A 21,123-nucleotide genomic window follows, 5' to 3' on the forward strand; every position below is an offset into this window, starting at 1 on the left:
GTTCCGGGCCGCGCTGGCCGCCCCCCCGCGGCTGGCCATCGGCTGCGGCCGGCAGGCCGCGCTCGCGACCCGAATGCTGCGCGCGGCCGGCAGCCGGGTCGTGCAGATCCTGGATCCGCGGCTGGACCCGTCGCTGTGGGACTGGGTGATCGCGCCCGCGCATGACGGCCTGGCCGGCGCCAACGTCCTCACCGTGCAGGGCGGCCTGAACCCCATCGACGACGCCTGGCTGGCGCAGGCGCGCAGCGGATTTGCCGCGTTCGCGGATCTGCCGGGACCGCGCACCGCCGTATTGCTGGGCGGCAGCAGTGCGCATGCCCGCTTCGACCGCAATGCCTTCGAAGTGCTGGCCGGCCGGCTGGAGGCGATGCTCGCCCGCGATGGCGGCAGCCTGCTGATCACCGCTTCGCGGCGCACCGACGCGCAGGTCCGCGACGCGCTGCGCCACCGCTTCGTCGAAACGCCGGGACTGACCTGGATCGACGACGCCGACGGTCCCAACCCCTATCCGGGGCTGCTGGCCTGGGCCGACCGCATCGTGTGCTCGCCGGATTCGGTCAACATGATCTCCGAAGCCTGCGCCACCCGCGTGCCGGTATTCGTGTTCGATCCGCCGCGCGTGAGCGGACGGCCGCGCCGGTTCCTCGACGCGCTGCTGGCCAGCGGCCGGATCCGCGCCATGGACGGGAAGCTGGCGCCGTTCGCGGTCGAACCCTTGCGCGAAACCGCGCGCGTGGCCGGCCTGCTGCGGGAACGGCTGGGCGGTTCCGTCGGCTGACGGGAAACGGCCCGCATCAAGGAAACAGCGCGATCACGGTGGTGGCGGATAAAGTGGGCCTTCCTCCCCCACGCGGTGTTCCCATGAACGATGCCGACAAGCAGGCCCTGGTCGAACGCTACATCGCCGCCTACAACGCCTTCGATATCGACGGCATGGTCGCGCTGCTGTCCGACGACGTGCGCTTCGAGAACCATGCCGGCGGCGCGCTCACCACCGCCACCGACGGGCGCGACGCCTTTCGCGCGCTCGCCGAGCAATCGCGGCGGTTGTTCTCCGTCCGCGAGCAGCGGGTGACATCATGGCGTTTCGATCCCGAGCGGACGATCGTGGAGATCGACTATCGAGGCACCCTCGCCCAGGACGTCCCCGGCGGCCCCGCCGCCGGTACCGAACTGGCGTTGAAGGGACGTTCGGAGTTCGGCTTCGCCGGTGCTCGCATCAACCATCTGGCCGATTTCAGTTGAGTGCCTCCACCGATGGCCAGGATTGCCATCGGCGGCCGCTTTAAACGCCTTGCCCGCCCGGCGCATCCAACCGGTTCCTGTTTTCCGGCGACGAGGGTGAAGGCATGCGCTACGTACACGCCCTGGGCGCCCTGCTGCTGGGCCTGATGATGCTGGCCCTGCCCGGGCTGGGGCGGAGCGATGGCGGTGCCGGCGGAGTCGAATCGGCCGACGTCGATCGCTTCTGGATCGCGTACGACCGCATCGTCGCCACACCGGACGATGCGGACCGGCGTCGGATCCTGCAACGGGAGTTCCTCGATCCCGGCAGCGCGGGCCTGAAGGCGTTCATGCAGGCCAAGGGCTACGACGCGGATTGCTATCTGGACGCGATCCGGCGCTATCCGAAGTTCTGGGGCTCGGTGCGCGCCGGATCGTTGGCGCTGGCGGCGCGCGGCGGCGAGTTCGCGCCCGCTATCGCCCGCTTCCGCGAGCTGTATCCGGCATTGCGGCCGGCCCGGATCTATTTCGCCATCGGCTGCCTGCGCTCCAGCGGCACCACGCTCGGTGACAAGGTGCTGATTGGCGCGGAAATCGCCGGCGGCGATCCGCGGACCGATGTGTCCGAACTGCCGGAGCGCATGTCCAGGGCGCTGGGCGTCTATTTCCGCAGCGAGCCGGGCACGCAGCTGGTGCTGCTCAACGTGCACGAGTACGTGCACACCCAACAGAAGGGACCCGGCGCCAACCTGCTGGCGCAAGCGATGTACGAAGGCGCGGCGGACTTCGTCGCGGAGCGCATTACCGGCCAGGTACCCGCGCAGCCGTACATGCGTTACGGACCACGCAACGAAGCCACGCTCAAGCGTGATTTCAGGGCGCAGATGCACGCCACGGACTGGAGCGGCTGGCTCTACAACGGCCCGGGCAATGCCTACGGCACGGGCGATCTGGGCTACTACATCGGCTACGCGATCATGCGCGATTACTACCGGCGCGCACCCGACCAGTCACGCGCGCTGGCCGAGATCATCGAGCTCGACTATCGCGATGGCGCGAAGGTGGAGGCGTTCCTGGAACGGTCGGGGTTTTATGCGGGGGAATGAGCTGTTTTTGTAGGAGCGACGTCAGTCGCGACCGGAGATACCGGCGGTACGGAGACTACGGTCGTGACTGACGTCGCTCCTGCACAACACCACAGGGTTACCCGCCGAAATCGAGATCGTGGGCCGCCAGCACGTGGCGCACGGCGGCGCGGGCGGTGGCGATGGCGGCGGTCTCCGGCACCAGCCGCGGGCGCCGGTCCAGCGTGCAGGCCAGGCCTTCGGCGAGGAACACGGTATGCGCCTGGGTCAGTGCCTGCGCGGTCGGTTCGTCGATGCGGCCGGTTGCCAGCAGCGCGGCGATCAGCGAGGCGGTGTTGCGCGGCGTCAACAGCGCGGGTGCGGCGCCCGATTCACGCAGTACGCGGTACTGCAGCAGGAACTCCAGGTCGACCAGGCCGCCCTCGCCCTGCTTGAGATCGAAACGCGCGGCGTCGCTGCGATCCAGTTCCGCGCGCATGCGCTGGCGCATCTTCACCACGTCATCGCGCAACTGCGCGGTATCGCGCATCCGCGACAGGGTGGTATCGCGAATGTCCTCGAAATCCTGCTGCAGCACCTCGTCACCGGCGACACCGCGCGCGCGCACCAGCGCCTGGTGTTCCCAGGTCCAGGCACGCTCGCGCTGGTATTCGCGGTAACTGGCCAGTGACGACACCAACAGGCCCTTGGCACCGTCCGGGCGCAGGCGCACATCCACGTCGTAGAGCCGCCCTGCACCGGTCTCCGCGCCGAGCAGCGCCACGATCTTCTGTGCCAGCCGCGCGTACCAGCGTCCGGCTTCCAGGGGACGCGCGCCATCGGACTGCGCGTCGGCGGGCGCGTCGTACAGGAACACCAGATCCAGATCCGAGCCGAAGCCCAGCTCCTCGCCCCCCAGGCTGCCGTAGCCGATCACCGCGAAGCGTCCCTGCGGCACGCGCCCGTGCGCGGCGGCGACCTCCTCCTCGGCGGTACGCAGCACCACGCGCACGACTTCATCGGCCAGCCAGGCCAGCTGGCGGGTGCTTTCGCGGGCGGGTTGGCGGCGATCCAGCGCGGCCATGGCGATGCGGAAGCTCAGCGCGAGCCGGCGTTCGTTCAATTCGCGCAGGGTCGACTCGGCATCGCCGCCATCGAGCGCGCGGTTGCATTCGGCATGCAGGCTCTGCTTGTCTGGCAGCGGGCCGGATACGCGCGCGTCGAGCAGTTCGTCCAGCAGCAGCGGATACAGCGCCAGCCGTTCGGCCAGCAGCGCGCTGCGTGCCAGCACGTCGACCAGCCGCGCCAGCGCGCTGGGTTGTTCGTCCAGCAGCGCCAGATAGCTGGCGCGACGCAGGATCGCCTGCAGCAGCGCGAGCACGCGCTTGAGCGCGGCATCCGGCTGCGCCGAGCGCGCCGCCGCGCCGAGCAGCGCCGGCACCACCCGATCCAGTCGCGCGCGCGATCCGTCCGACAGCGCGCGTACGCCGGAGAACCGGGCGAAATCGCGCAGCGCGCCGTCGGCAGTGGCGGCGTCGGCGAAGCCGGCGTCGGCCAGCGCGGATTCGTCGCCGCCCTCCGGCAACGCGCGCCAGTAGTGTTCCAGCACGCCGGGCTCGGCCTGGCCGCGGCGCGGCGCCAGCAGCTCGGCGAATTCCTGCGCCACCCGATCGCGCTGGCGTTGCAGTGCCAGCAGCAGCGTCGGCCAGTCCGGATAATCGAGCCCGCGTGCGATGCGCTCGCGATCCAGCGGGTTGTCCGGCAAGGCATGGGTCTGCGCGTCGCGCAGCATCTGCAGGCGGTTTTCCAGCCGGCGCAGGTAGCGGTACGCCTGGCCCAGCGCGGCGCCATCGCCTTCGACCACCTGGCGCGTCGCGACCAGCGCGCGCAACGCCGGCATCAGCCGGCGCTCGCGCAGCGACGGTTCGCGGCCGCCGCGGATCAGTTGCAGCGCCTGCACCAGGAATTCGATTTCGCGGATGCCGCCGGGACCACGCTTGATGTCGTCGGCCAGTTCGCGGCGCGCCACTTCCGCGGCGATCGCGGCCTTCATCTCGCGCAGGCCGTCCAGTGCGGTGTAGTCCAGGTAACGGCGGTAGACGAACGGGCGCAGGCTCTCCAGCCAGCGCTCGCCGGCTTCGATGTCGCCGGCCACCGCGCGCGCCTTCAGCCAGGCGTAGCGTTCCCAGTCGCGACCCTCGCGCTGGAAGTACTGGTCCATGCCGGCGAACGACAGCGCCACCCGTCCGGCATTGCCGAACGGGCGCAGGCGCAGATCCACCCGATGGCAGAACCCATCGACCGTGGGTTCGTCCAGCAGCTTGGCCAGGCGCTGGCCGAGCCGGGCGAAGTAGTCTTCCGCCGCCAGCGAACGCGCGCCGTCGGATTCGCCGTTGTGCGGGAACGCGTAGACCAGATCCACGTCGGAGGAAAAATTCAGTTCGCCGCCGCCCAGCTTGCCGAGACCGAACACCACCAGCCGCTGCACGCTGCCATCGGCGGAACGCACGACGCCATGGCGCTGGGCGAATTCGGCTTCCAGCGCTTCCAGGCCGATGCGCAGGCAGTTCTCCGCCAGCCGCGTGCTGCCGGCGAGGATGGCGTCGACGTCGTCCAGGCCCAGCACGTCGCGCCAGATCAGGCGGGTCGATTCGGCGGTGCGATAGCGCCGCAGTTGTTCCTGCCAGCGTCCGGATTCATCGGCCGCCAGGATCGGCTCGGGGGTCGGCGCGGCGCCGTCGTCGCGCAACAGGGCTTCCAGCCGATCCGGCTGGCGGCGCAGGGTTTCCAGGGCGAAGTCGCTGGCCAGGATCACCCTGCCGACGCGCGCGGCGCGGGTGGAATCGGCCAGCAGTTCGGCCGAGGCGGGCGAGGATTCGCGCAGGCGGGCCAGGCCGCGTTCGATCAGCGCTTCGAGATCGGTGTCGGAAACCGGGGCGTTGTCATCCATATCGCCGGATTGTGGCATGCCGTCCCGGCTTTGTTTGCAGGAGCGACGTCAGTCGCGACCGGAAAACTGATGCGCAAGCAAACCCGTGCTTTCCCCAGGGCATGCGCGTCATGGGAAGAAGCGGGAAGGCACAGTTAGCGGTCGCGACTGACGTCGCTCCTACAGGGAGCCTTCGCTTTGTCAGGCGGCCAGCGAGAGATCCGGCAGGGTGGTTTCGGGTTGCAGGTCCAGGCCGAACTGCGCGGCCAGTTTTTCCAGCAGGACGGGCTTGACCTGCTCCAGCCCCGAGGGGCCGCCGAGATCGGACAGGGTCGCGACCTGCAGGCCTTCGTAGCCGCAGGGATTGATGCGGTGCCAGGGCGACAGGTCCATGGCGACGTTGAAGGCCAGGCCGTGGAAGGTGCGGCCGTGGCGCACGCGGATGCCGAGGGCGCCGATCTTGGCGCCTGCCACGTACACCCCAGGCGCGCCGGACTTGCGTTCGGCGTGGATGTTCCATTCTCCGGCGGTGTCGATCATCGCCTGCTCGATCTTGCAGACGTAGTCGCGTACGCCGACCTTCATCCGTGGCAGGTCGAACAGCGGATAGGCCACGATCTGGCCCGGACCGTGATAGGTCACCTGGCCGCCGCGATCCACCTGCACCACCGGGATGTCGCCGGGCGCCAGCACGTGCTCCGGCTTGCCGGCCTGGCCCAGGGTGAATACCGGATCGTGCTCGACCAGCCACAGCTCGTCGGGAGTCTGTTCGTCGCGCGCGTCGGTGAAGCGCTGCATCGCCCGCCACACCGGCTCGTAGGGCTGGCGTCCCAGTTCACGCACCACGCACGGACGGCTCACAGCGTCCACTTCACTTCCGGATGCGAACGCAGGGCTTCGTGCGCGGCGTCGAACTGTTCGCGGCTGGCGGCCTGGAAGGCGATGCGCACGGACACGTACTTGCCGTTGGCGGAGTGCTTCCAGGTGATGTCCTCGTGGATCACTTCCACGCCGGCCTGGGTCAGCAGTTTCGGGAGTTCGGTTTCCAGGCCCGCGTTGGCGGTGCCCATGGCGCTCAGTTCGAAGGTGCCGGGGAACTGGAAGCCGTGTTCGGGGTTGTCGGACTTGATTTCCATGGCGGGAATTATTGGGCCGGTCCGGGTGAAAACCAAGCGCGGGCCCCGCCGGCCCCGGAAAACGCGAAGGCCGCGGTTTCCCGCGGCCTCCGGTGCGTCAGGTGCGGCGCGGGCCTCAGCGGGCCAGCTGCACCAGGGTGGAGGAGACCCAGCCCTTGTTGCCGAGTTCGTCCTCGACTTCCCACATCACGCCTTCCTTGGTGCCGGTGGGATACAGCATCATGCCCGGCTCCAGATCGCGCACGGCCTTGCCGGTGCCCTTGGCGTTGGCGAACAGGCGGCCCGGCTTGGTCATCTCGACCGCCTGCTGGGCGCTGGCGGCCGAAGCGTTCTCGGCCACGCCACCCAGCTGGGTGACCAGATCGGTGTAGGCCTGCAGGTAGGCCAGGGTGATGACCTGGCCGATCTCGGTGTTGGCGTAACCGCCCACGCCGGCCGCGCCCACGCCGCTGCCGCCGAACAGGCCGCCGCCGGCGCCCCAGCCCATGTCGGTCTTCTTGGCGTTGCCTTCGGCCATCGCGACCTGCTCGGACGAACGCACGTCGGTCAGGGTCAGGACCACGTCGGCGGTCTTGCTCTTGAAGTTTAGGCCGCCGACCACGGCACCGGCGGTGCCGCCGATCAGGCCGCCCAGCAGGCCGGTGATGGCGTTGCCGCTGGCGTTGGAGTTCTGCGAGATCAGGTCGGGCACCAGCACGTAGTCGGCCGCCTTGATCTGGCCCTTGCCGATGTTGGAGCGGTTGCGCAGCTCACCGTCGGCGGCGAGCGCGCGCTCGCTCATCGCGGCATTCAGGCCGACGCCGCGATCCACCAGGGTGAAGCAGCGCGACTTGTTGACGAAGACCTTGATCAGGCGCGACGGCGCCGGCAGCTGCTGGCCGGTCCACCAGTTCACCACGTCTTCCGGCTCGATCACCGAGATGGTGCCCAGCGGCTTGGTGCAGGTCGGAATCTGCGCGACTTTTTCCTTGCGCGTGTCCTGGGCGCTCTTGGCGGCGAAGGCGGGCACGGCGATCAGCAGCATGGAGGCCGCCAGCGCGGCCTGCTTCAAAGAAATCTTCAACATGAAAAATCAATCCCTGTTTGGTTGAAACATTGCGGGGCCGTCGGGCCCCTCCCCTGAGTTCCGCCGCAACCATCCGAATGGCAGCTCGCGGAAGCCGCGATGATAAGCGAATGCAGACCTTCTTCCATGACCCATTGGTACCGGGATCATGGTCCTGAAACGCGAATCCGGCGCACGCCCGGCCACCGGGAGATAATCGCCGCCCCTCCCTATCGGCCCGCGCATGTCCTTCTTGATCGTCAGCGTCCTGTTCAGCGTACTGGTCGGGGTGCTGCTGAAACTGGCCCAACGGCGCGGACTGGGCATGGTGCCGGTGATCCTGGGCAACTACGTGGCGGCGTTGGCGCTGTGCCTGGCCACCCTGGACCCGCCTCTAGCCCGCCTGCGGGAGCCGGGCACGCCCTGGCTGGCGCTGGGATTGCTGGTGATCCTGCTGCCGGGCATCTTCCTCGCGATGGCCGCGTCGGTGCGCGCGGCCGGCATCGCCCGCACCGACGTGGCCCAGCGGCTGTCGCTGGTGGTCTCGCTGGGTGCGGCCTTCCTGTTCTTCGGCGAAACCGCCGATGCCGGCAAGCTGGCCGGGCTGTTGCTGGGCCTGATCGCGATCGCCGGCATCGTCTCGCGCCCCCGCGCGGGCGATGATGGCGGCACCGCCGTGGCGCGGGCGCGCTGGCTGCTGCCGCTGACCGCGTTGCTGGGCTACGCCGCGGTCGACATCCTGCTCAAGCGCATCGCGATGGCCGGAACCCCGTTCGCCGCTTCGCTCGCGGTGGCCTTTGCCGGTGCGCTGTTGCTGATGATCGCGGTGCACGGCGCGCGCGTGCTGCGCGGACAGGCGCGGATGGAAGCCGGCGCGCTGCTCGCCGGCCTGCTGGTCGGTGCCTGCAACTTCGCCAACATCCTGTTCTACATCAAGGCCCACCAGGCATTGCCCGGCCATCCGGCGGTGGTTTTCGCGACGATGAACCTGGGCGTGGTCGTGCTGGGCACGCTGGTCGGCACGTTCGCCTTCGGCGAAAGGCTCAGCCGGATCAACTGGCTGGGCATCGGGCTGGCGATCGTGTCGGTGGCGCTGATTGCCGCGAGCCTCGCACATGGATGACACGGCACGGTCCGACGACGCGGTGCCCGGTGAATGGACCGATCACGTCTACGTCAACGCCTTCAATGCGCGGGTCTGGCTCGCGCTCACCGACCCCGCGCACCTGCCGCGCTGGATGGGCGAACCCGAACTGCGGATTTCGGTGGCGACCGACTGGCGGATCGGCGCTCCCATCACCATCCGGGGCTTCCATCACGTGCCGTTCGAGAATCGCGGCGTGGTGCTGGCTTTCGATCCACCGCACGCGCTGGGCTATCGCTATCTCAGCTCGCTGTCGGGACTGGCGGACGAACCGGCCAACCAGACGCACCTGCATTTCGATCTGGCGGAAGAAAACGGCGGCACCCGCCTGACGCTGGCCGCGCACGGATTTCCCACGGGTGCCATCTTCCACCACACCACGTTCTACTGGGCTGGCACCCTGCACGTGCTCAAGGCCTACGTCGAGGGCATGGACCGTGAATGAGCGGAACGGGCCACCCGCCCGTCCCGCCCATCCCGGAAACGCTTACTCGCTGCGATCGTAGGAGAATTGGATGCCGGGGACGCACCGACGATGTTGTTGACCAGCAACTGGCAAACCATCGAAGCGATGGAATTTACCTGCACCGGCTGGTGGCTCCTGTGGAGGGTCCGGCACCGCCGGGGGATGCACCGCGACGCCGCGGGGAGGAGGACGGCATCGCGATGCGGAAGCGCGGAACCGGCCATCGCCGGATCGGCCGGGTCGCAGGCGCTCAGGCGCGCTGCGAATCCAGGGCTTCGTGGTTCTTCTGCACGTCCTGGGCCTTCATGTAGCTTTCGATCAGCAACTGGTAGTTCGGAAAGATCTGGGTATAGATCTCGGCCCATTGCTGCGCGTCGTCGCGGTGCCAGGTCTTCTGCAGTTCGGAGGCGACCGCGGCGGTGTCCATCGGTACCACGCCGGCCTGGACCACGCGCGCGAGGGTGATTTCCTCGGCCATCTTCGAATAGGTGCCGGAAGCATCGATCACGGCGAAAACCTGATAACCGTCTGCCACCGCGGCGATCGACGGGAACGCCATGCAGACGCTGGTGATGGTGCCGGCGATGATCAGCTGCTTGCGGCCGGTCGCCTTCACCGCCGCGACGAAGTCGGGGTTGTCCCAGGCGTTGATCTCGCCACGGCGGGCCACGTACTGCGCGTGCGGCGCGGCGGCATGGATTTCCGGAATCAGCGGGCCGTTCGGACCCTGCGGCACCGAGGCGGTGGTGATCACCGGCAGACCGGCCAGGGTGGCCATCCGCGCCAGCGCGGTGGCGTGCGCCCGCACGCGGGTGAACGGCATGTCGCCGATGGTCTGGAACAAGCCGCTCTGGTGGTCGATCAGCAGTATCGCGGCATTGGCGGGATCGAGAATCGGCTTGCTGCCGTTGAAGTTGGCGGGAAGGCTCATGGGAAACACTCCGGTTGGGGGAGGACGGGCGTCGCCGTCCGCGGGAAGGAAGAGGCGCCCGCCCTGCGGGCGCCCCTCGGGACTACTGCGCGATCCGGCCGAAACGGCCACGGTTGAAGTCGTCGATGGCCTGGACGATCTCGTCCTGGGTGTTCATCACGAACGGGCCATAGCCGACGATCGGTTCTTCGATGGGTTCGCCGCTGAGCAGCAGGAAGGTCGTATCGGCCTCGGCCTCGACAAAGACGTCGGCGCCATCGCGATCCAGCACGACCAGTTGGGCGTCGTGCGCGGCCTGCTTGCCGTTCACGCGCAACGCGCCCTTCAGGACGACCAGCGCGAGCGTGCGCCCCTCGGCGACTTCAAAGGTGGTGCCGTGGCCCTGCTGCAGGCGTACATCCCACACATCCATCGGCGTGAAAGTGCGCGCCGGGCCATGGTGATCGCCATGGCGTCCGGCGATCACCCGCAACCGCCCCGCGTCTTCCGGCAGCGCAATCGACGGAATGTCGCGATCGAGCAGGGTCTGGTAGCCCGGCGCGGACATCTTGGCGCCGGCCGGCAGGTTCACCCACAGCTGCACCATGTCCAGGGTGCCGCCAGTGCGAGCGAAATCCGGCGAGTGGTATTCCTCGTGGAGGATCCCGGAAGCGGCGGTCATCCACTGCACGTCGCCCGGACCGATGCGGCCGCCGGCGCCGGAAGAATCGCGGTGCTCCAGTTCGCCCTCGTAGACGATGGTCACCGTCTCGAAACCGCGATGCGGATGCTGGCCGACGCCGCGCCGATGCTCGGTCGGTTCGAACCGATACGGGCCGGCATAGTCCAGCAGCAGGAACGGGCTCAGGTGGCTGCCGTGGGTCTGGTAGGAGAACAGCGAACGGGCCGGAAAACCGTCCCCGACCCAGTGGGGACGCGGGGCGCCGTAGACGCCGAGGACTTTCTTCATGGTGGGCTCCCGCCCGGGCGGACCGGGCTTGATTTGCGATGGGCGCCACGTTAGTCCCGGAACGATGGACCCGGTAGTCGGCGGGATTTATCCTCAGAGTCCTACCAGGTGAACGATGACTGGCATGGTTCCGACCGACCTCAACGACCTGTTCTACTTCGCCCAGGTGGTGGATCACGGCGGGTTCGCCCCGGCCGGGCGCGCACTCGGCGTGCCCAAGTCCAAGCTCAGCCGGCGCATCGCGCTGCTGGAGGAGCGCCTCGGCGTGCGCCTGATCCAGCGCTCCACCCGCCGTTTTTCGGTGACCGAGATCGGCCAGGACTACTACCGCCACTGCAAGGCGATGATCGTGGAGGCCGAGGCCGCGCAGGAGGCGATCGAACTCACCCGATCCGAACCGCGCGGCGTGGTGCGGGTCGCCTGTCCGGTGGCGTTGCTGCATGCGCGGGTCGGGACGATGCTGACCGACTTCATGGCGGAGAATCCCAAGATCACGGTGTTGCTGGACGCGACCAATCGTCGCGTCGATGTGGTCGGTGAAGGCGTGGACGTGGCGATCCGCGTGCGCCCGCCGCCGCTGGAGGACAGCGATCTGGTGATCCGCGTGCTGGCGCAGCGCTGCTGGAACGTGGCCGCCAATCCGCGTCTTTTCGAGAACAGCCCGATACCGGCCACGCCGGCGGACCTGGCGCGGTATCCCACCCTGGATCTCGGGCCGTTCCACCGCGATCACAGTTGGCAATTCAGCGATCGCGAAGGCACCCTCGCCACCGTCCATCACGAACCCCGCCTGGTCACCGACGACATGACCGCGCTTCGCATGGCGGCGGTCGCCGGGGTCGGCATCATGCTGCTGCCGACCATGGTGATGTGCGACGAACTCGCCGACGGACGCCTGATCCGGCTGCTGCCGGACTGGCAGCCCAAGCAGGGCATCATCCACGCGGTATTCCCGTCGCGGCGTGGGCTGGTACCGTCGGTGCGCCACTTGATCGACCATCTCGCGCAGCGTTTCCTGGCGTTGGAGGAAGACTGACCAACCACGCGTGGCTCGGCATAATCGCGTGGCCTTCCGCCTTCTTCGCACGCATGTCGAACCCCGCCGAACCACGCCACGACCTCTCCGGCGCGCTGAAGTCCGATGTCGATGGCGAAGCCGTCACGCGACTGGCCGATGCCTTTGCCGCCATCGCCGACGAGCGTCCCGCCACCGCCCTGCCCTTGCTTCGACAAGCGGACGCGCGGGGATCGCGCATGGCCGCCGCGCTGCTGCGGCATCTGGCCGGCGAAGGTCCGGACCACGCCTACGCGGCGCACGCCGCGTTCCAGGCCTTCATCCGGGGCGGCGACAACGTGCCGTTGTACGCGGCGGTCAGCCAGGCGATGGCCGAACGCCATGCGCGGCCGGTGGTGCATCGGCTGCTCGATATCGGCGCCGGTGATGGCATGGCGCTATTGCCGGCCCTGCGTGCCGGCGCTCGGCTGCCTGACCGCATCGACGTGATAGAGCCGCAGGACGGCCTGCGCGATGCGCTGGCGGCGCTGTTCGCCGAACAGTTCGCCGGCGCCCACGCGCAAGGACGGCTGCAGCTGCACGGCGTCACCTTGCAGGCCTTCGTACAGGGGCTGTCGCAGGGCGACCATTGGGATCTGGCGCAGTCCAGTTTCGCGCTGCAATCGCTGCCGCCCCCCGAACGGGTGGACGCGCTGCGCGCGTTGCGGCCGCACGTGGACACGCTGGTGGTGGTGGAATTCGACGTACCCGCGCTGGCGCACGGCACGCCCGCGTACTTCCATTCGGTCGCCGGCCGCTACGAACGTTGCCTGGCGCAATATGGCGAGGATGCGGCGCTGATCGCACATGGCTTCCTCGCGCCGATGCTGGCTGGCCAGTTGCGCCGCGGCGTCGCGCCCTCGAACTGGGAACAGCCGGTCGCGGACTGGCAGCGGGAGTTCGAACAGGCCGGCTACCAGCCGCGCGAGGCGCGCCCGCTGTACGACTACAGCTGGTCGCCGGCATGGTGGATGGAAGCGTCCGCACATTGACCGGCACGCCCGACACTTCCTTGTTGTGGGAGCGACGTAAGTCGCGACCGTGGCGTTCTGTGCCTCCCCCCGGGAAGCGGTCGCGACTTACGTCGCTCCTACAACCATGATCGCGCATGCGTACGGGAACGACGCTGGTTGCGAAAGCGGGACTCGTGGCATCTGCGGAAAAGCTCGCGACTGACGTCGCTCCCACAATGGCAGGTTGGCTTGAGTGGAGCGGACAAAGGCGATGGCTGGCAAGTGATCCATCTTGAAATCAAGGCGCTCCTTCCCCGTAGGAGCGACTTAAGTCGCGACCGTGGGGTTCAGTGCCCCCCGGGAAGCGGTCGCGACTTACGTCGCTCCTACAACCGTGATCGCGCCCGCTTGCGGGAACGATGCTGGTTGCGAAAGCGGGACTCGTGGCATCTGCGGAAAAGCTCGCGACTGACGTCGCTCCCACAATGGCAGGTTGGCTTGAGTGGAGCGGACAAAGGCGATGGCTGGCAAGTGATCCATCTTGAAATCAAGGCGCTCCTTCCCCGTAGGAGCGACTTAAGTCGCGACCGTGGGGTTCAGTGCCCCCCGGGAAGCGGTCGCGACTTACGTCGCTCCTACAACCGTGATCGCGCCCGCTTGCGGGAACGATGCTGGTTGCGAAAGCGGGACTCGTGGCATCTGCGGAAAAGCTCGCGACTGACGTCGCTCCCACAATGGCAGGTTGGCTTGAGTGGAGCGGACAAAGGCAATGGCTGGCAAGTGATCCATCTTTCAATCAAGGCGTTCCTTCCCCGTAGGAGCGACGTAAGTCGCGACCGTGGCGTTCAGTGTCCCCCCGGGAAGTGGTCGCGACTGACATCGCTCCTGCAAGCGTCTGGGGAATTGCCATCATCGGGTCATCGCAGCGATGTTGGATCATGGTGGCCTGTCCGATCTCCATGCGCCGCGCCGTCCTGAAGGAATGTCCTTGAGCCATCCATCGCCCACCGGTTCCCATGCGCCGCCCTCGGGCGCGATCGCGATCTTCCTGGTGTTCCTGCGGCTGGGGCTGACCTCGTTCGGTGGGCCGCTGGCGCATCTGGGTTACTTCCGCGCCGAATTCGTGCAGCGTCGGCGCTGGCTGGACGAAGACGCGTTTGCCGGTCTGGTGGGCCTGTGCCAGTTTCTTCCGGGCCCGGCGAGCAGCCAGCTCGGCTTCGCGCTGGGCTGGCTGCGCGGCGGCTGGCGCGGGGCGCTGGCGGCGTTCCTCGGCTTCACCCTGCCCTCGGCGCTGTTGATGTACTGGCTGGCGCTGCATGCGCCGCGCGCGACCACGACGCCCCTCGGGCTGGTACTGGTGCATGGCCTCAAGCTGGTCGCGGTGGTGGTGGTCGCGCACGGTCTGTGGGGGATGGCGCGCACGCTCACCCCGGACCCGCGCCGCATCGCACTGGCGACCGCGATCGCCGTGCTGGTGTTGCTGGCCCCCAATCCGATCTGGCAGCTGGCGGGCATCGGCCTCGGCGCGATCGCAGGCGCGTGGTGCTGCCCGCCGGCGCCGGCGGGCAGCAGCCCGGCTCCGCTCGTGCCGCGCTGGCTGGCGCCGATCGCGCTGGTCCTGTTCGCGNGCCCGGCTCCGCTCGTGCCGCGCTGGCTGGCGCCGATCGCGCTGGTCCTGTTCGCGGCGGGGTTGCCATGGGCGTTCTGGCCGCGTGGCGAGGCACCGACACTGGATGCACTGGCGGCGGCCAGCTACCAGTCCGGCGCGCTGGTGTTCGGCGGCGGCCACGTGGTGCTGCCATTGCTGGAAGCCAAGCTGGTGGCGCCGGGATGGTTGAGCGCGGACCAGTTCCTCGCCGGCTACGGCGCCGCGCAGGCGATGCCCGGACCGATGTTTTCGCTGGCGGCTTTTCTTGGCGCCGGTGTGGATGCCGGCGTCGCCCGTCCGTTGGCCGCCACGGTGGCGCTGCTGTGCATTTTCCTGCCGGGTTTCCTGCTGCTGATCGCGCTGCTGCCTGGCTGGACGCGGATTGCCTCGCGTCCGCGGCTGGCGCGGATGGTGGCCGGCATCAACGCGGCGGTCGTGGGCCTGTTGGCGGCGGCGCTGTACGACCCGTTGTGGAAGAACGCGGTGGGCACGCCCGTCGACGTGGGCATCGTCGCGCTGGGCCTGCTGATCGCCGCGCGGGTGCGACGATCCGCGCGGTGGGTGCTGGCGATGTGCCTGGGCGCGGCATGGCTGGCGGCGGGACTGCCGCGGCCCTAGCGGGAAGACGTCAGCCGTCTTGTGCCAACGGCAACCGCAGTTCCGCCACCGTGCCCGTCTCCGGTGCGCGCGACAACAGCTCCAGGCTGCCCTGCTGCGCTTCCAGGATCTGGCGTGACAGCACCAGGCCGATGCCGGAGCCGCCGCTCTTGGTGGTGAAAAACGGCACGAACAGGCTGTCGCTGGACGGCAGCCCCTCGCCGCGATCCCTGACCTGCACGCGCGCCTGTCCGTTTTCCGCCCATGCGCACAACTCGACCGGCGCGCTGCCGCCGGCTTCGACCGCGTTGCGCAGCAGGTTGATCAGCACCTGCTCCAGCTGATCGGCATCGGCGACGACCCGCAGTTGCGGTGCGACCTCGACCTGGATGCGTTCGTCGACCAGCCGGCGCACGCGCTCGCACAGCGGCGCCAACGGCACGCTGGCCGGTTGCGGTTCGGGCAGCTTGGCCAATCGCGCATAGCCGCCGAGGAAACGCTGCAATGCCAGGCTGCGCTGTTCAATCAGGTCCAGGCCACGGGCAAGGTCCGTGCGCGCCTCGGGGTCGAGCGTCGCGCCTTCCGGCGGCAACATGCGCGCCAGGGTATCGGCCATGGAGGCGATCGGCGCCATCGAGTTGTTGATTTCGTGGCTGAGCACGCGCAGCAGGCGGCGGAACGCCTGCGCTTCCTCGTCGCGCAGCGCGCGTTCCATCGGTTGCAGGACGAGCAGGCGGCCGGCCTGGCTGCGGCTGCGCAGCGACGCGTGCCCGATCTGCCAGCGCCCCTGCTGGGTGGGAAAGGCATGCGGGTGGATGCGGCCATTCGGAATATCGAACAACGGCGCCAGCCCCAGCGCGTCCGCGCGTTGTCCCAGCAGTTCCGCGGCCGGACGGCCCAGCAGGCGTTCACCGGCGGGATTGATCAGGCGCAGGCGGTCACCCTGCTCGAACGCGAACACCGCGCCGTCCAGCGCGGCCAGGGTCTTGCTGAGCAGTTGCAGGCTCTCATGGGAGTCGCGCTGCTCATCCTGCAGGCGCTGCGCCAGCGCGTTGAAACGGCCCATCACCTGAATCTGCCCGCCGCCACCGGAAGCCGCGCCGCGCACGCTGCAGTCGCCTTCGCGCAACGATTCCAGCAGGCCGTCGAGGGTGCGCAGGCGGCGTCCATCCGCGTATCGCTGCAATCGCCAGATGATCGCGGTCAGCGCCAGCACGCAGATCAGCAACAGGGCGGCCTCGCGCGGCGCCGGCGTGCCCAGCGCGAGCACGGCCGCCAACGCCAGCATCGACGGCGCGACCAGCCACGCCGCGCGTCCGCGCTCAGGCATTCTCATCGCCACGCAGGCCGTGTTTCTCCAGCCGCCGGTACAGGCTCTGGCGGGTGATGCCCAATTGGTCGGCGGCACGTTGCAGGTTGCCGCCCTGATCGGCCAGCGCGCGCCGCAGCAGCAGCGCTTCGGCTTCCTCCAGGGTCATGCGTTCGGACAGCCGCGGCTCCGCCGCGCCGGGCAGGCGCAGCGCGGCGGCGTCCAGCACGCCTTCGTCGGCCAGCAGCGCCGCGCGTTCCATCACATGCGACAGTTCGCGCACGTTGCCCGGCCACGGGTAGGTGAGCAGCGCGCGTTCGGCGTCGCGCCCGATGCGCGGCACCGGGCGGCGGTAGCGGGTGCAGGCGGCGGACAGGTAATGGCGCGCCAGCGGCAGGATGTCCTCGCCGCGCTCGCGCAGCGCCGGCACCCGCACCTGGAACGTGTTGATGCGGTACAGCAGATCCTGGCGGAAGCGGCCGGCCGCCACTTCGCTTTCCAGATCCGCGTTGGTCGCGGCGATCACGCGCACGTCCACCCGCCGCGTCTGCGAGGAGCCCAGGCGTTCGAATTCCCCTTCCTCGATCGCGCGCAGCAGCTTGGGCTGCTGGTCCAGCGGCAGGTTGCCGATCTCGTCCAGGAACAGGGTGCCGCCGTCGGCCAGTTCGAACCGGCCGGCGCGATCCTGGCGCGCGTCGGTGTAGGCGCCGCGCACGTGGCCGAACAGTTCGGCCTCGAACAGGGTCGGCGCGATGCCGCCGATGTTGACCTTGACGAAGGCCCGCGCCGCGCGCCGCGAGCCGCGATGCACGAAGCCGGCCAGCAGGCTCTTGCCGGTGCCGTTCTCGCCCAGCAAGAGCAGGTTGGCGTCGCTCTCGGCGATCCGCGCCAGGTCCTCCAGCAGGCGGCGCATCACCGGCGATTCGGCGATGAAGTCGTCGCCGGCCTCCTGCAGCAGCAGCGCCTGCGCCTGTCCCAGCCGCTGCTCGCTGCGGCGGCTGCGATCCAGCGCGATGCGGCTTTCCAGCACGTTCAGCACGCGCGCGTTCTGCCACGGCTTCTCGATGAAATCGACCGCGCCGCGCTGCATCGCCGTCACCGCCAGTTCGATGCTGCCCCAGGCGGTCATCGCCACCACCGGCAGGCCGGGGCACTGCGCGGCGATCTGCTCCACCAGCGCCAGGCCCTCCTCGCCGGAGGTGGTGTCGCGGCGGTAGTTCATGTCCACCAGCACGGCGGCGAATTCGTCGCCGCGCAGGCAGCCCAGCGCGATCTCCGGCGACTCCGCGCCGACCATGCCGTAGCCGGCGCTCTTGAGCAGCATGCGCAGCGCCTCGCGCACGTCGGGCTGATCGTCGACGACCAGGATGCGGGCGCTGGGGGACGGACGGGAAGTCGGCACGGTGCTCATCACCGCCAGTCTAGCGTCCGCGCCGGAGCGCGGGCGCTACTCATTGCGCAGCGCCTGCATCGGCGGCACCCGCGCCGCCCGCAACGCCGGCGAAAGCGCCGCCAGCAGGCCGGCCAGCGCCAGCGCCACCACCACCGCACCGATCGCCAGCGGGTCCGCCACCTGCACCTCGAACAGGTAGCGCTGCAGGAACCGCGACATCGCCATCGCGATGCCCAGTCCCGCCAGCAGCCCGATGGCGATCTGCAGACCGGCCTCGCGCAGCACCTGCCGCAGCAGCCGGCGCGGATCGGCGCCGAGCGCGGCACGCACGCCGAATTCGTGCCGGCGCGCGGCCACCGCGGTCGCCATCACCGCGTACAGGCCCACCGCCGCCAGCAGCAGCGCCAGGCCGGCGAACAGGCCCACCAGCAGCAGGTTGAGCTTCTGCTCGCTGGTGGTGGACGCGACCACCGCGTCCATCGCGTCCAGATCGGAGATCGGCTGCTGCGGCGCGACCTCGGCGATCGCCTCCCGCAACGCGCGTTCGGCGCTTCCGGCGGTGTTGCCGGCGCGCGACTGCAGCGCATAGGTGAGGCCGCCGAATCCGCGGATGATCCGCCATGCGCTCGGGGGCAGCTGCGCCAGCGGGGTGTAGACGATCGGGGGCGCCGGCTCGGCCGGGCCGAACTGGCGCACGTCGCCCACCACCCCGACCACCCGCATCGGGACGCGCCGATCCTCGCCGTCGTCCTCGATGGCGACGATTTTTCCCAGCGGCGCATCACCCAGGTACTGGCGGGCGAACGCGGCGCTGACCACACAGATGCGCTCGGCGCCGGCGGTGTCCTGTTCGCCGATCCCGCGGCCGGCGAGCACCGGCATGCCGAACACATTGAAGAAATCCGGTGTCATGAAGCGGTACTGCGCGCTGATCGAGCGTCCGTCCGGCAGCACGTAGCTCCAGTTCAACTGGGTGGCCGTGGGCGGGTTGCTGCCCGCCCCGACATGGGCGATCCCGGGCAACCGCCGCAGCCGTTCGACGATGCGATCGGTCTGCTCGACCATCGAGCCGACTTCGGCGTGGCGTTCCCGGATCGGCGCCAGACTGAAGATGGTCACCGCGCGGCTCTCGAACCCCATCGGCACCTCGGACAATCGTTGCAGGGTGCGGGTGAACAGGGCGGCGCCGATCAGCAGCACCACCGCCACCACCACCTGCGCGATCACCAGTCCGCGGCCTAGCCGGCCGGCGCCGCGGCTCCAGCCCGCGCGCCCGCCGCCGACCAGTTCGCGGGTAAGTTGCAAGCCGCGCACGCGCAGCAGTCCCAGCACGGACGCCAGCAACGCGGTGGCCGCGCCGGCCAGCAGTGCGAAGCCCACGCTGGTGCCGGTCAAGGCGGCCGCTTCGCCACGGATCCATTCCGGTGGCACCCAGCCGGCCATCAGGCGCAGGCCCAGCCAGGCCAGCGCGATGCCGACCAGCGCGCCGCCAAGACCAATCAACAGCCCCTCGGCCAGCGCCGGCAGGCCCAACCGGGCCAGTGGCGCGCCGAGGGCAACGCGCACCGCGCTGTCATGGCTGCGGCCCAGCGCGCGCAGCAGCATTAGGCTGGCCAGGTTGATCGCTGCGATCAGCAGCACGCACGCGCCCGCGCCGAAGAACAGCCACAGGGTATTGCCGGTGCGCGAGGCGAACACGCTGCCCTTCAGCGGCAGCGCATTGGGCGGGAATTCGAGCAGGTGGCGTTGCCATTCCTCGGTCATCCGCGGGTTCTGGCGAAGCAGCGCGCCGAGCACGGCGCCGGTTTCCGCCGAGGCTTCGGCCACGCTGATGCCGGGCTTGATCCGGGCGATGATCTGCTCATTGGTGGACAGATTGGTGCTGGCCAGGTCCGGCTGCATCGACAGCAGGATGTCGAACTGCACCGGCCAGCGGAACGCGGCCGGCAACACCCCGACCACCTGCGCGGCGCGGCCTTCCACCTGCAGGGTCTGGCCGATGGCGGCGGGATCGGCGCCGTAGTACTGCGTCCAGAACGCATGGCTGAGGATGACCGCCTGCGGACCGTTCACCCGGTCCTCCTCGGCGTTGAAGTTGCGGCCCAGCGCCATCGGCAGGCCCAGCGTGTCCAGAAAGCCGCGATCCACGAGCAGGGAGCCGACCACCCGCCCCTCGTCGCCGCGCGCGATATTGGTGTTGATCGCCCAGCTCCGCAGCATGCCGGTCGAGGCGAAGCTGCGCATGCGCCGCACCGGCGCGTAGTAACCGGGCGCGGCCGAGTTGCGCTCGCCGTCGAAGTACTGGCCGAGGGTGACCAGCCGATCCGGCTGCGGAAACGGCAGCGGCTTCAGCAGCGCCTGGTCCAGCAGCGAGAACACCGCCGTGGTCGTCGCCACGCCCAGCGCCAGGGTCAGCACCGCCAGTAGCAGGTAGCCGGGCCGGCGCAGCAGGCCGCGCCAGGACTGGCGCGCCTCGTTCCACAGGATCGCCGCGCTCACGACACCGCCTCCAGTCCCGGCAACGCCATGTCGCGCTCATGACGCAGCCGCTCGAAGGTGTCCTCGTCGACGATGCGGCCGTCGAGCATGTGCACGATGCGCGTCGCGCGTCGCGCGAACGCGGGATCGTGGGTCACCATGCACAGCGTGGTGCCGTTTTCGTGCAGTTGTTCCAGCAACTGCATCACCGCCTCGCCGTTGCGGCTGTCGAGGTTGCCGGTGGGTTCGTCGGCCAGCAGGATCGACGGGTTCCCCACCAGCGCGCGCGCCACCGCCACGCGCTGCTGCTGGCCGCCGGACAGCTGCCCCGGATAGTGGCGGGTGCGGTGGTTCATCCCGACCAGTTCCAGCACTTCGCGCACCCGCCGGGTGATGTCGGCGCGGCCGAAGCCGTCGCGATAGGTCAGCGGCAGGGCGACGTTCTCTTCCACGGTCAGATCCGCGATCAGGTTGAACGCCTGGAAGATGAAGCCGATCTCGCCATTGCGGATGCGCGCGCGGCCACGCGCATCCAGGTCGGCGACATTGCGCCCGTTGAGCCAGTACTCGCCGCGGCTGGGCGCATCCAGCAGGCCCAGGATCGACAGCAACGTGGACTTGCCGCAACCGGAAGGCCCAGTGATGGCGACGAAATCGCCCTGGGCGATGTCCAGCGCGATGTCGGACAGGGCGTGGGTTTCGACCTCGTCGGTATGGAAAACCTTGCCCAGGTGCTGCAGGCGCAGCAGCGATGCGGGGATGGCGGAAGCAGGTGGGACGGCGATATTCATCGGGGCTCCTGG

18 protein-coding genes are annotated in these 21,123 nt (G+C 69.2%); 8 read left to right on the forward strand and 10 right to left on the reverse strand.

Going from position 1 to position 21,123, the window contains the following annotated elements:
* The 3 genes from IQ458_RS17645 to IQ458_RS17655 form a co-directional block, all read left to right on the forward strand.
* A partial coding sequence (locus IQ458_RS17645; RefSeq protein ID WP_203323636.1) for a mitochondrial fission ELM1 family protein occupies positions 1-778 on the forward strand: 778 nt, incomplete at its 5' end.
* Positions 779-861: 83 nt separating this feature from the next.
* Entirely contained in the window at positions 862-1,245 is a 384-nt protein-coding gene (locus IQ458_RS17650; protein WP_183639343.1) for a nuclear transport factor 2 family protein, read from the forward strand.
* Positions 1,246-1,349: 104 nt separating this feature from the next.
* A complete protein-coding gene (locus tag IQ458_RS17655) occupies positions 1,350-2,330 on the forward strand; it encodes a DUF2268 domain-containing putative Zn-dependent protease (RefSeq protein ID WP_203323637.1) in 981 nt (326 codons plus the stop codon).
* 97 nt (positions 2,331-2,427) lie between these two features.
* Here the strand turns inward: IQ458_RS17655 and glnE are convergent, their stop codons facing one another.
* The 4 genes from glnE to IQ458_RS17675 all read right to left on the reverse strand — a co-directional run bounded on the left by glnE (position 2,428) and on the right by IQ458_RS17675 (position 7,419).
* Entirely contained in the window at positions 2,428-5,238 is a 2,811-nt protein-coding gene (glnE, locus tag IQ458_RS17660; RefSeq protein WP_235996952.1) for a bifunctional [glutamate--ammonia ligase]-adenylyl-L-tyrosine phosphorylase/[glutamate--ammonia-ligase] adenylyltransferase, read from the reverse strand.
* Positions 5,239-5,418: 180 nt separating this feature from the next.
* Positions 5,419-6,087, reverse strand: coding sequence for a lipoyl(octanoyl) transferase LipB (gene lipB / locus IQ458_RS17665; protein WP_328805223.1), 669 nt, complete (start codon positions 6,085-6,087; stop codon positions 5,419-5,421).
* Complete coding sequence (locus IQ458_RS17670) at positions 6,075-6,353, reverse strand: DUF493 family protein (RefSeq protein WP_183639346.1); 279 nt, start codon at positions 6,351-6,353, stop codon at positions 6,075-6,077. The genes lipB and IQ458_RS17670 overlap by 13 nt, the downstream gene beginning before the upstream one ends.
* Before the next feature lie 115 nt (positions 6,354-6,468).
* The gene (locus IQ458_RS17675; protein WP_183639347.1) at positions 6,469-7,419 is read right to left on the reverse strand and encodes a CsgG/HfaB family protein; all 951 of its coding nucleotides are present in this window, start codon (positions 7,417-7,419) and stop codon (positions 6,469-6,471) included.
* A gap of 223 nt (positions 7,420-7,642) precedes the next feature.
* Between IQ458_RS17675 and IQ458_RS17680 the strand changes: the two genes are divergently transcribed.
* Together IQ458_RS17680 and IQ458_RS17685 are read left to right on the forward strand one after the other, a co-directional pair.
* Positions 7,643-8,521 carry an EamA family transporter gene (locus IQ458_RS17680; protein WP_203323639.1) on the forward strand — a complete coding sequence of 293 codons (879 nt, stop codon included), beginning with the start codon at positions 7,643-7,645 and terminating at the stop codon, positions 8,519-8,521.
* The gene (locus tag IQ458_RS17685; RefSeq protein WP_203323640.1) at positions 8,514-8,987 is read left to right on the forward strand and encodes an SRPBCC family protein; all 474 of its coding nucleotides are present in this window, start codon (positions 8,514-8,516) and stop codon (positions 8,985-8,987) included. Before IQ458_RS17680 ends, IQ458_RS17685 begins: the two co-directional genes overlap by 8 nt.
* Before the next feature lie 271 nt (positions 8,988-9,258).
* Here the strand turns inward: IQ458_RS17685 and IQ458_RS17690 are convergent, their stop codons facing one another.
* Entirely contained in the window at positions 9,259-9,939 is a 681-nt protein-coding gene (locus IQ458_RS17690) for a hydrolase (RefSeq protein ID WP_203323641.1), read from the reverse strand.
* Positions 9,940-10,021: 82 nt separating this feature from the next.
* Positions 10,022-10,888, reverse strand: a complete 867-nt coding sequence (locus IQ458_RS17695; protein ID WP_203323642.1) for a pirin family protein — start codon at positions 10,886-10,888, stop codon at positions 10,022-10,024.
* A gap of 124 nt (positions 10,889-11,012) precedes the next feature.
* Here IQ458_RS17695 and IQ458_RS17700 point away from each other — a divergent pair, with 124 nt between their 5' ends.
* The 3 genes from IQ458_RS17700 (at position 11,013) to chrA (ending at position 15,161) form a co-directional block, all read left to right on the forward strand.
* Positions 11,013-11,924: a LysR family transcriptional regulator gene (locus IQ458_RS17700; protein WP_203323643.1), complete on the forward strand. Its 912-nt coding sequence runs from the start codon at positions 11,013-11,015 to the stop codon at positions 11,922-11,924.
* A gap of 53 nt (positions 11,925-11,977) precedes the next feature.
* Positions 11,978-12,934 (forward strand): small ribosomal subunit Rsm22 family protein, encoded by a 957-nt coding sequence (locus IQ458_RS17705; protein ID WP_203323644.1) that lies wholly within the window; start codon positions 11,978-11,980, stop codon positions 12,932-12,934.
* Positions 12,935-13,877: 943 nt separating this feature from the next.
* Positions 13,878-15,161, forward strand: a complete 1,284-nt coding sequence (gene chrA / locus IQ458_RS17710) for a chromate efflux transporter (protein WP_203323645.1) — start codon at positions 13,878-13,880, stop codon at positions 15,159-15,161.
* 10 nt (positions 15,162-15,171) lie between these two features.
* Here chrA and IQ458_RS17715 read toward each other — a convergent pair whose 3' ends face one another.
* The 4 genes from IQ458_RS17715 to IQ458_RS17730 all read right to left on the reverse strand — a co-directional run bounded on the left by IQ458_RS17715 (position 15,172) and on the right by IQ458_RS17730 (position 21,111).
* The gene (locus IQ458_RS17715) at positions 15,172-15,651 is read right to left on the reverse strand and encodes a sensor histidine kinase (protein WP_203323654.1); all 480 of its coding nucleotides are present in this window, start codon (positions 15,649-15,651) and stop codon (positions 15,172-15,174) included.
* Between the two features lie 811 nt (positions 15,652-16,462).
* Positions 16,463-17,860: a sigma-54-dependent transcriptional regulator gene (locus IQ458_RS17720; protein ID WP_192198040.1), complete on the reverse strand. Its 1,398-nt coding sequence runs from the start codon at positions 17,858-17,860 to the stop codon at positions 16,463-16,465.
* Positions 17,861-17,896: 36 nt separating this feature from the next.
* Positions 17,897-20,341, reverse strand: a complete 2,445-nt coding sequence (locus tag IQ458_RS17725) for an ADOP family duplicated permease (protein WP_203323646.1) — start codon at positions 20,339-20,341, stop codon at positions 17,897-17,899.
* Positions 20,338-21,111, reverse strand: a complete 774-nt coding sequence (locus IQ458_RS17730) for an ABC transporter ATP-binding protein (RefSeq protein WP_192198042.1) — start codon at positions 21,109-21,111, stop codon at positions 20,338-20,340. Before IQ458_RS17730 ends, IQ458_RS17725 begins: the two co-directional genes overlap by 4 nt.
* Positions 21,112-21,123 lie beyond the last annotated feature (12 nt).

The organism is Pseudoxanthomonas beigongshangi (genome assembly GCF_016820515.1).
In the GTDB taxonomy this organism is placed as follows: Bacteria; Pseudomonadota; Gammaproteobacteria; order Xanthomonadales; family Xanthomonadaceae; genus Pseudoxanthomonas_A; species Pseudoxanthomonas_A beigongshangi.

What these genes read in the sequence shown, in the direction of transcription:
- IQ458_RS17650 (WP_183639343.1), top strand. Translation starts at nt 862, where the DNA reads ATGAACGATGCCGACAAGCAGGCCCTGGTCGAACGCTACATCGCCGCC.
- IQ458_RS17655 (WP_203323637.1), top strand. Translation starts at nt 1,350, where the DNA reads ATGCGCTACGTACACGCCCTGGGCGCCCTGCTGCTGGGCCTGATGATG.
- glnE (WP_235996952.1), bottom strand. Translation starts at nt 5,238, where the DNA reads ATGGATGACAACGCCCCGGTTTCCGACACCGATCTCGAAGCGCTGATC.
- IQ458_RS17670 (WP_183639346.1), bottom strand. Translation starts at nt 6,353, where the DNA reads ATGGAAATCAAGTCCGACAACCCCGAACACGGCTTCCAGTTCCCCGGC.
- IQ458_RS17675 (WP_183639347.1), bottom strand. Translation starts at nt 7,419, where the DNA reads ATGTTGAAGATTTCTTTGAAGCAGGCCGCGCTGGCGGCCTCCATGCTG.
- IQ458_RS17680 (WP_203323639.1), top strand. Translation starts at nt 7,643, where the DNA reads ATGTCCTTCTTGATCGTCAGCGTCCTGTTCAGCGTACTGGTCGGGGTG.
- IQ458_RS17685 (WP_203323640.1), top strand. Translation starts at nt 8,514, where the DNA reads ATGGATGACACGGCACGGTCCGACGACGCGGTGCCCGGTGAATGGACC.
- IQ458_RS17690 (WP_203323641.1), bottom strand. Translation starts at nt 9,939, where the DNA reads ATGAGCCTTCCCGCCAACTTCAACGGCAGCAAGCCGATTCTCGATCCC.
- IQ458_RS17695 (WP_203323642.1), bottom strand. Translation starts at nt 10,888, where the DNA reads ATGAAGAAAGTCCTCGGCGTCTACGGCGCCCCGCGTCCCCACTGGGTC.
- IQ458_RS17700 (WP_203323643.1), top strand. Translation starts at nt 11,013, where the DNA reads ATGGTTCCGACCGACCTCAACGACCTGTTCTACTTCGCCCAGGTGGTG.
- IQ458_RS17705 (WP_203323644.1), top strand. Translation starts at nt 11,978, where the DNA reads ATGTCGAACCCCGCCGAACCACGCCACGACCTCTCCGGCGCGCTGAAG.
- IQ458_RS17720 (WP_192198040.1), bottom strand. Translation starts at nt 17,860, where the DNA reads ATGAGCACCGTGCCGACTTCCCGTCCGTCCCCCAGCGCCCGCATCCTG.
- IQ458_RS17730 (WP_192198042.1), bottom strand. Translation starts at nt 21,111, where the DNA reads ATGAATATCGCCGTCCCACCTGCTTCCGCCATCCCCGCATCGCTGCTG.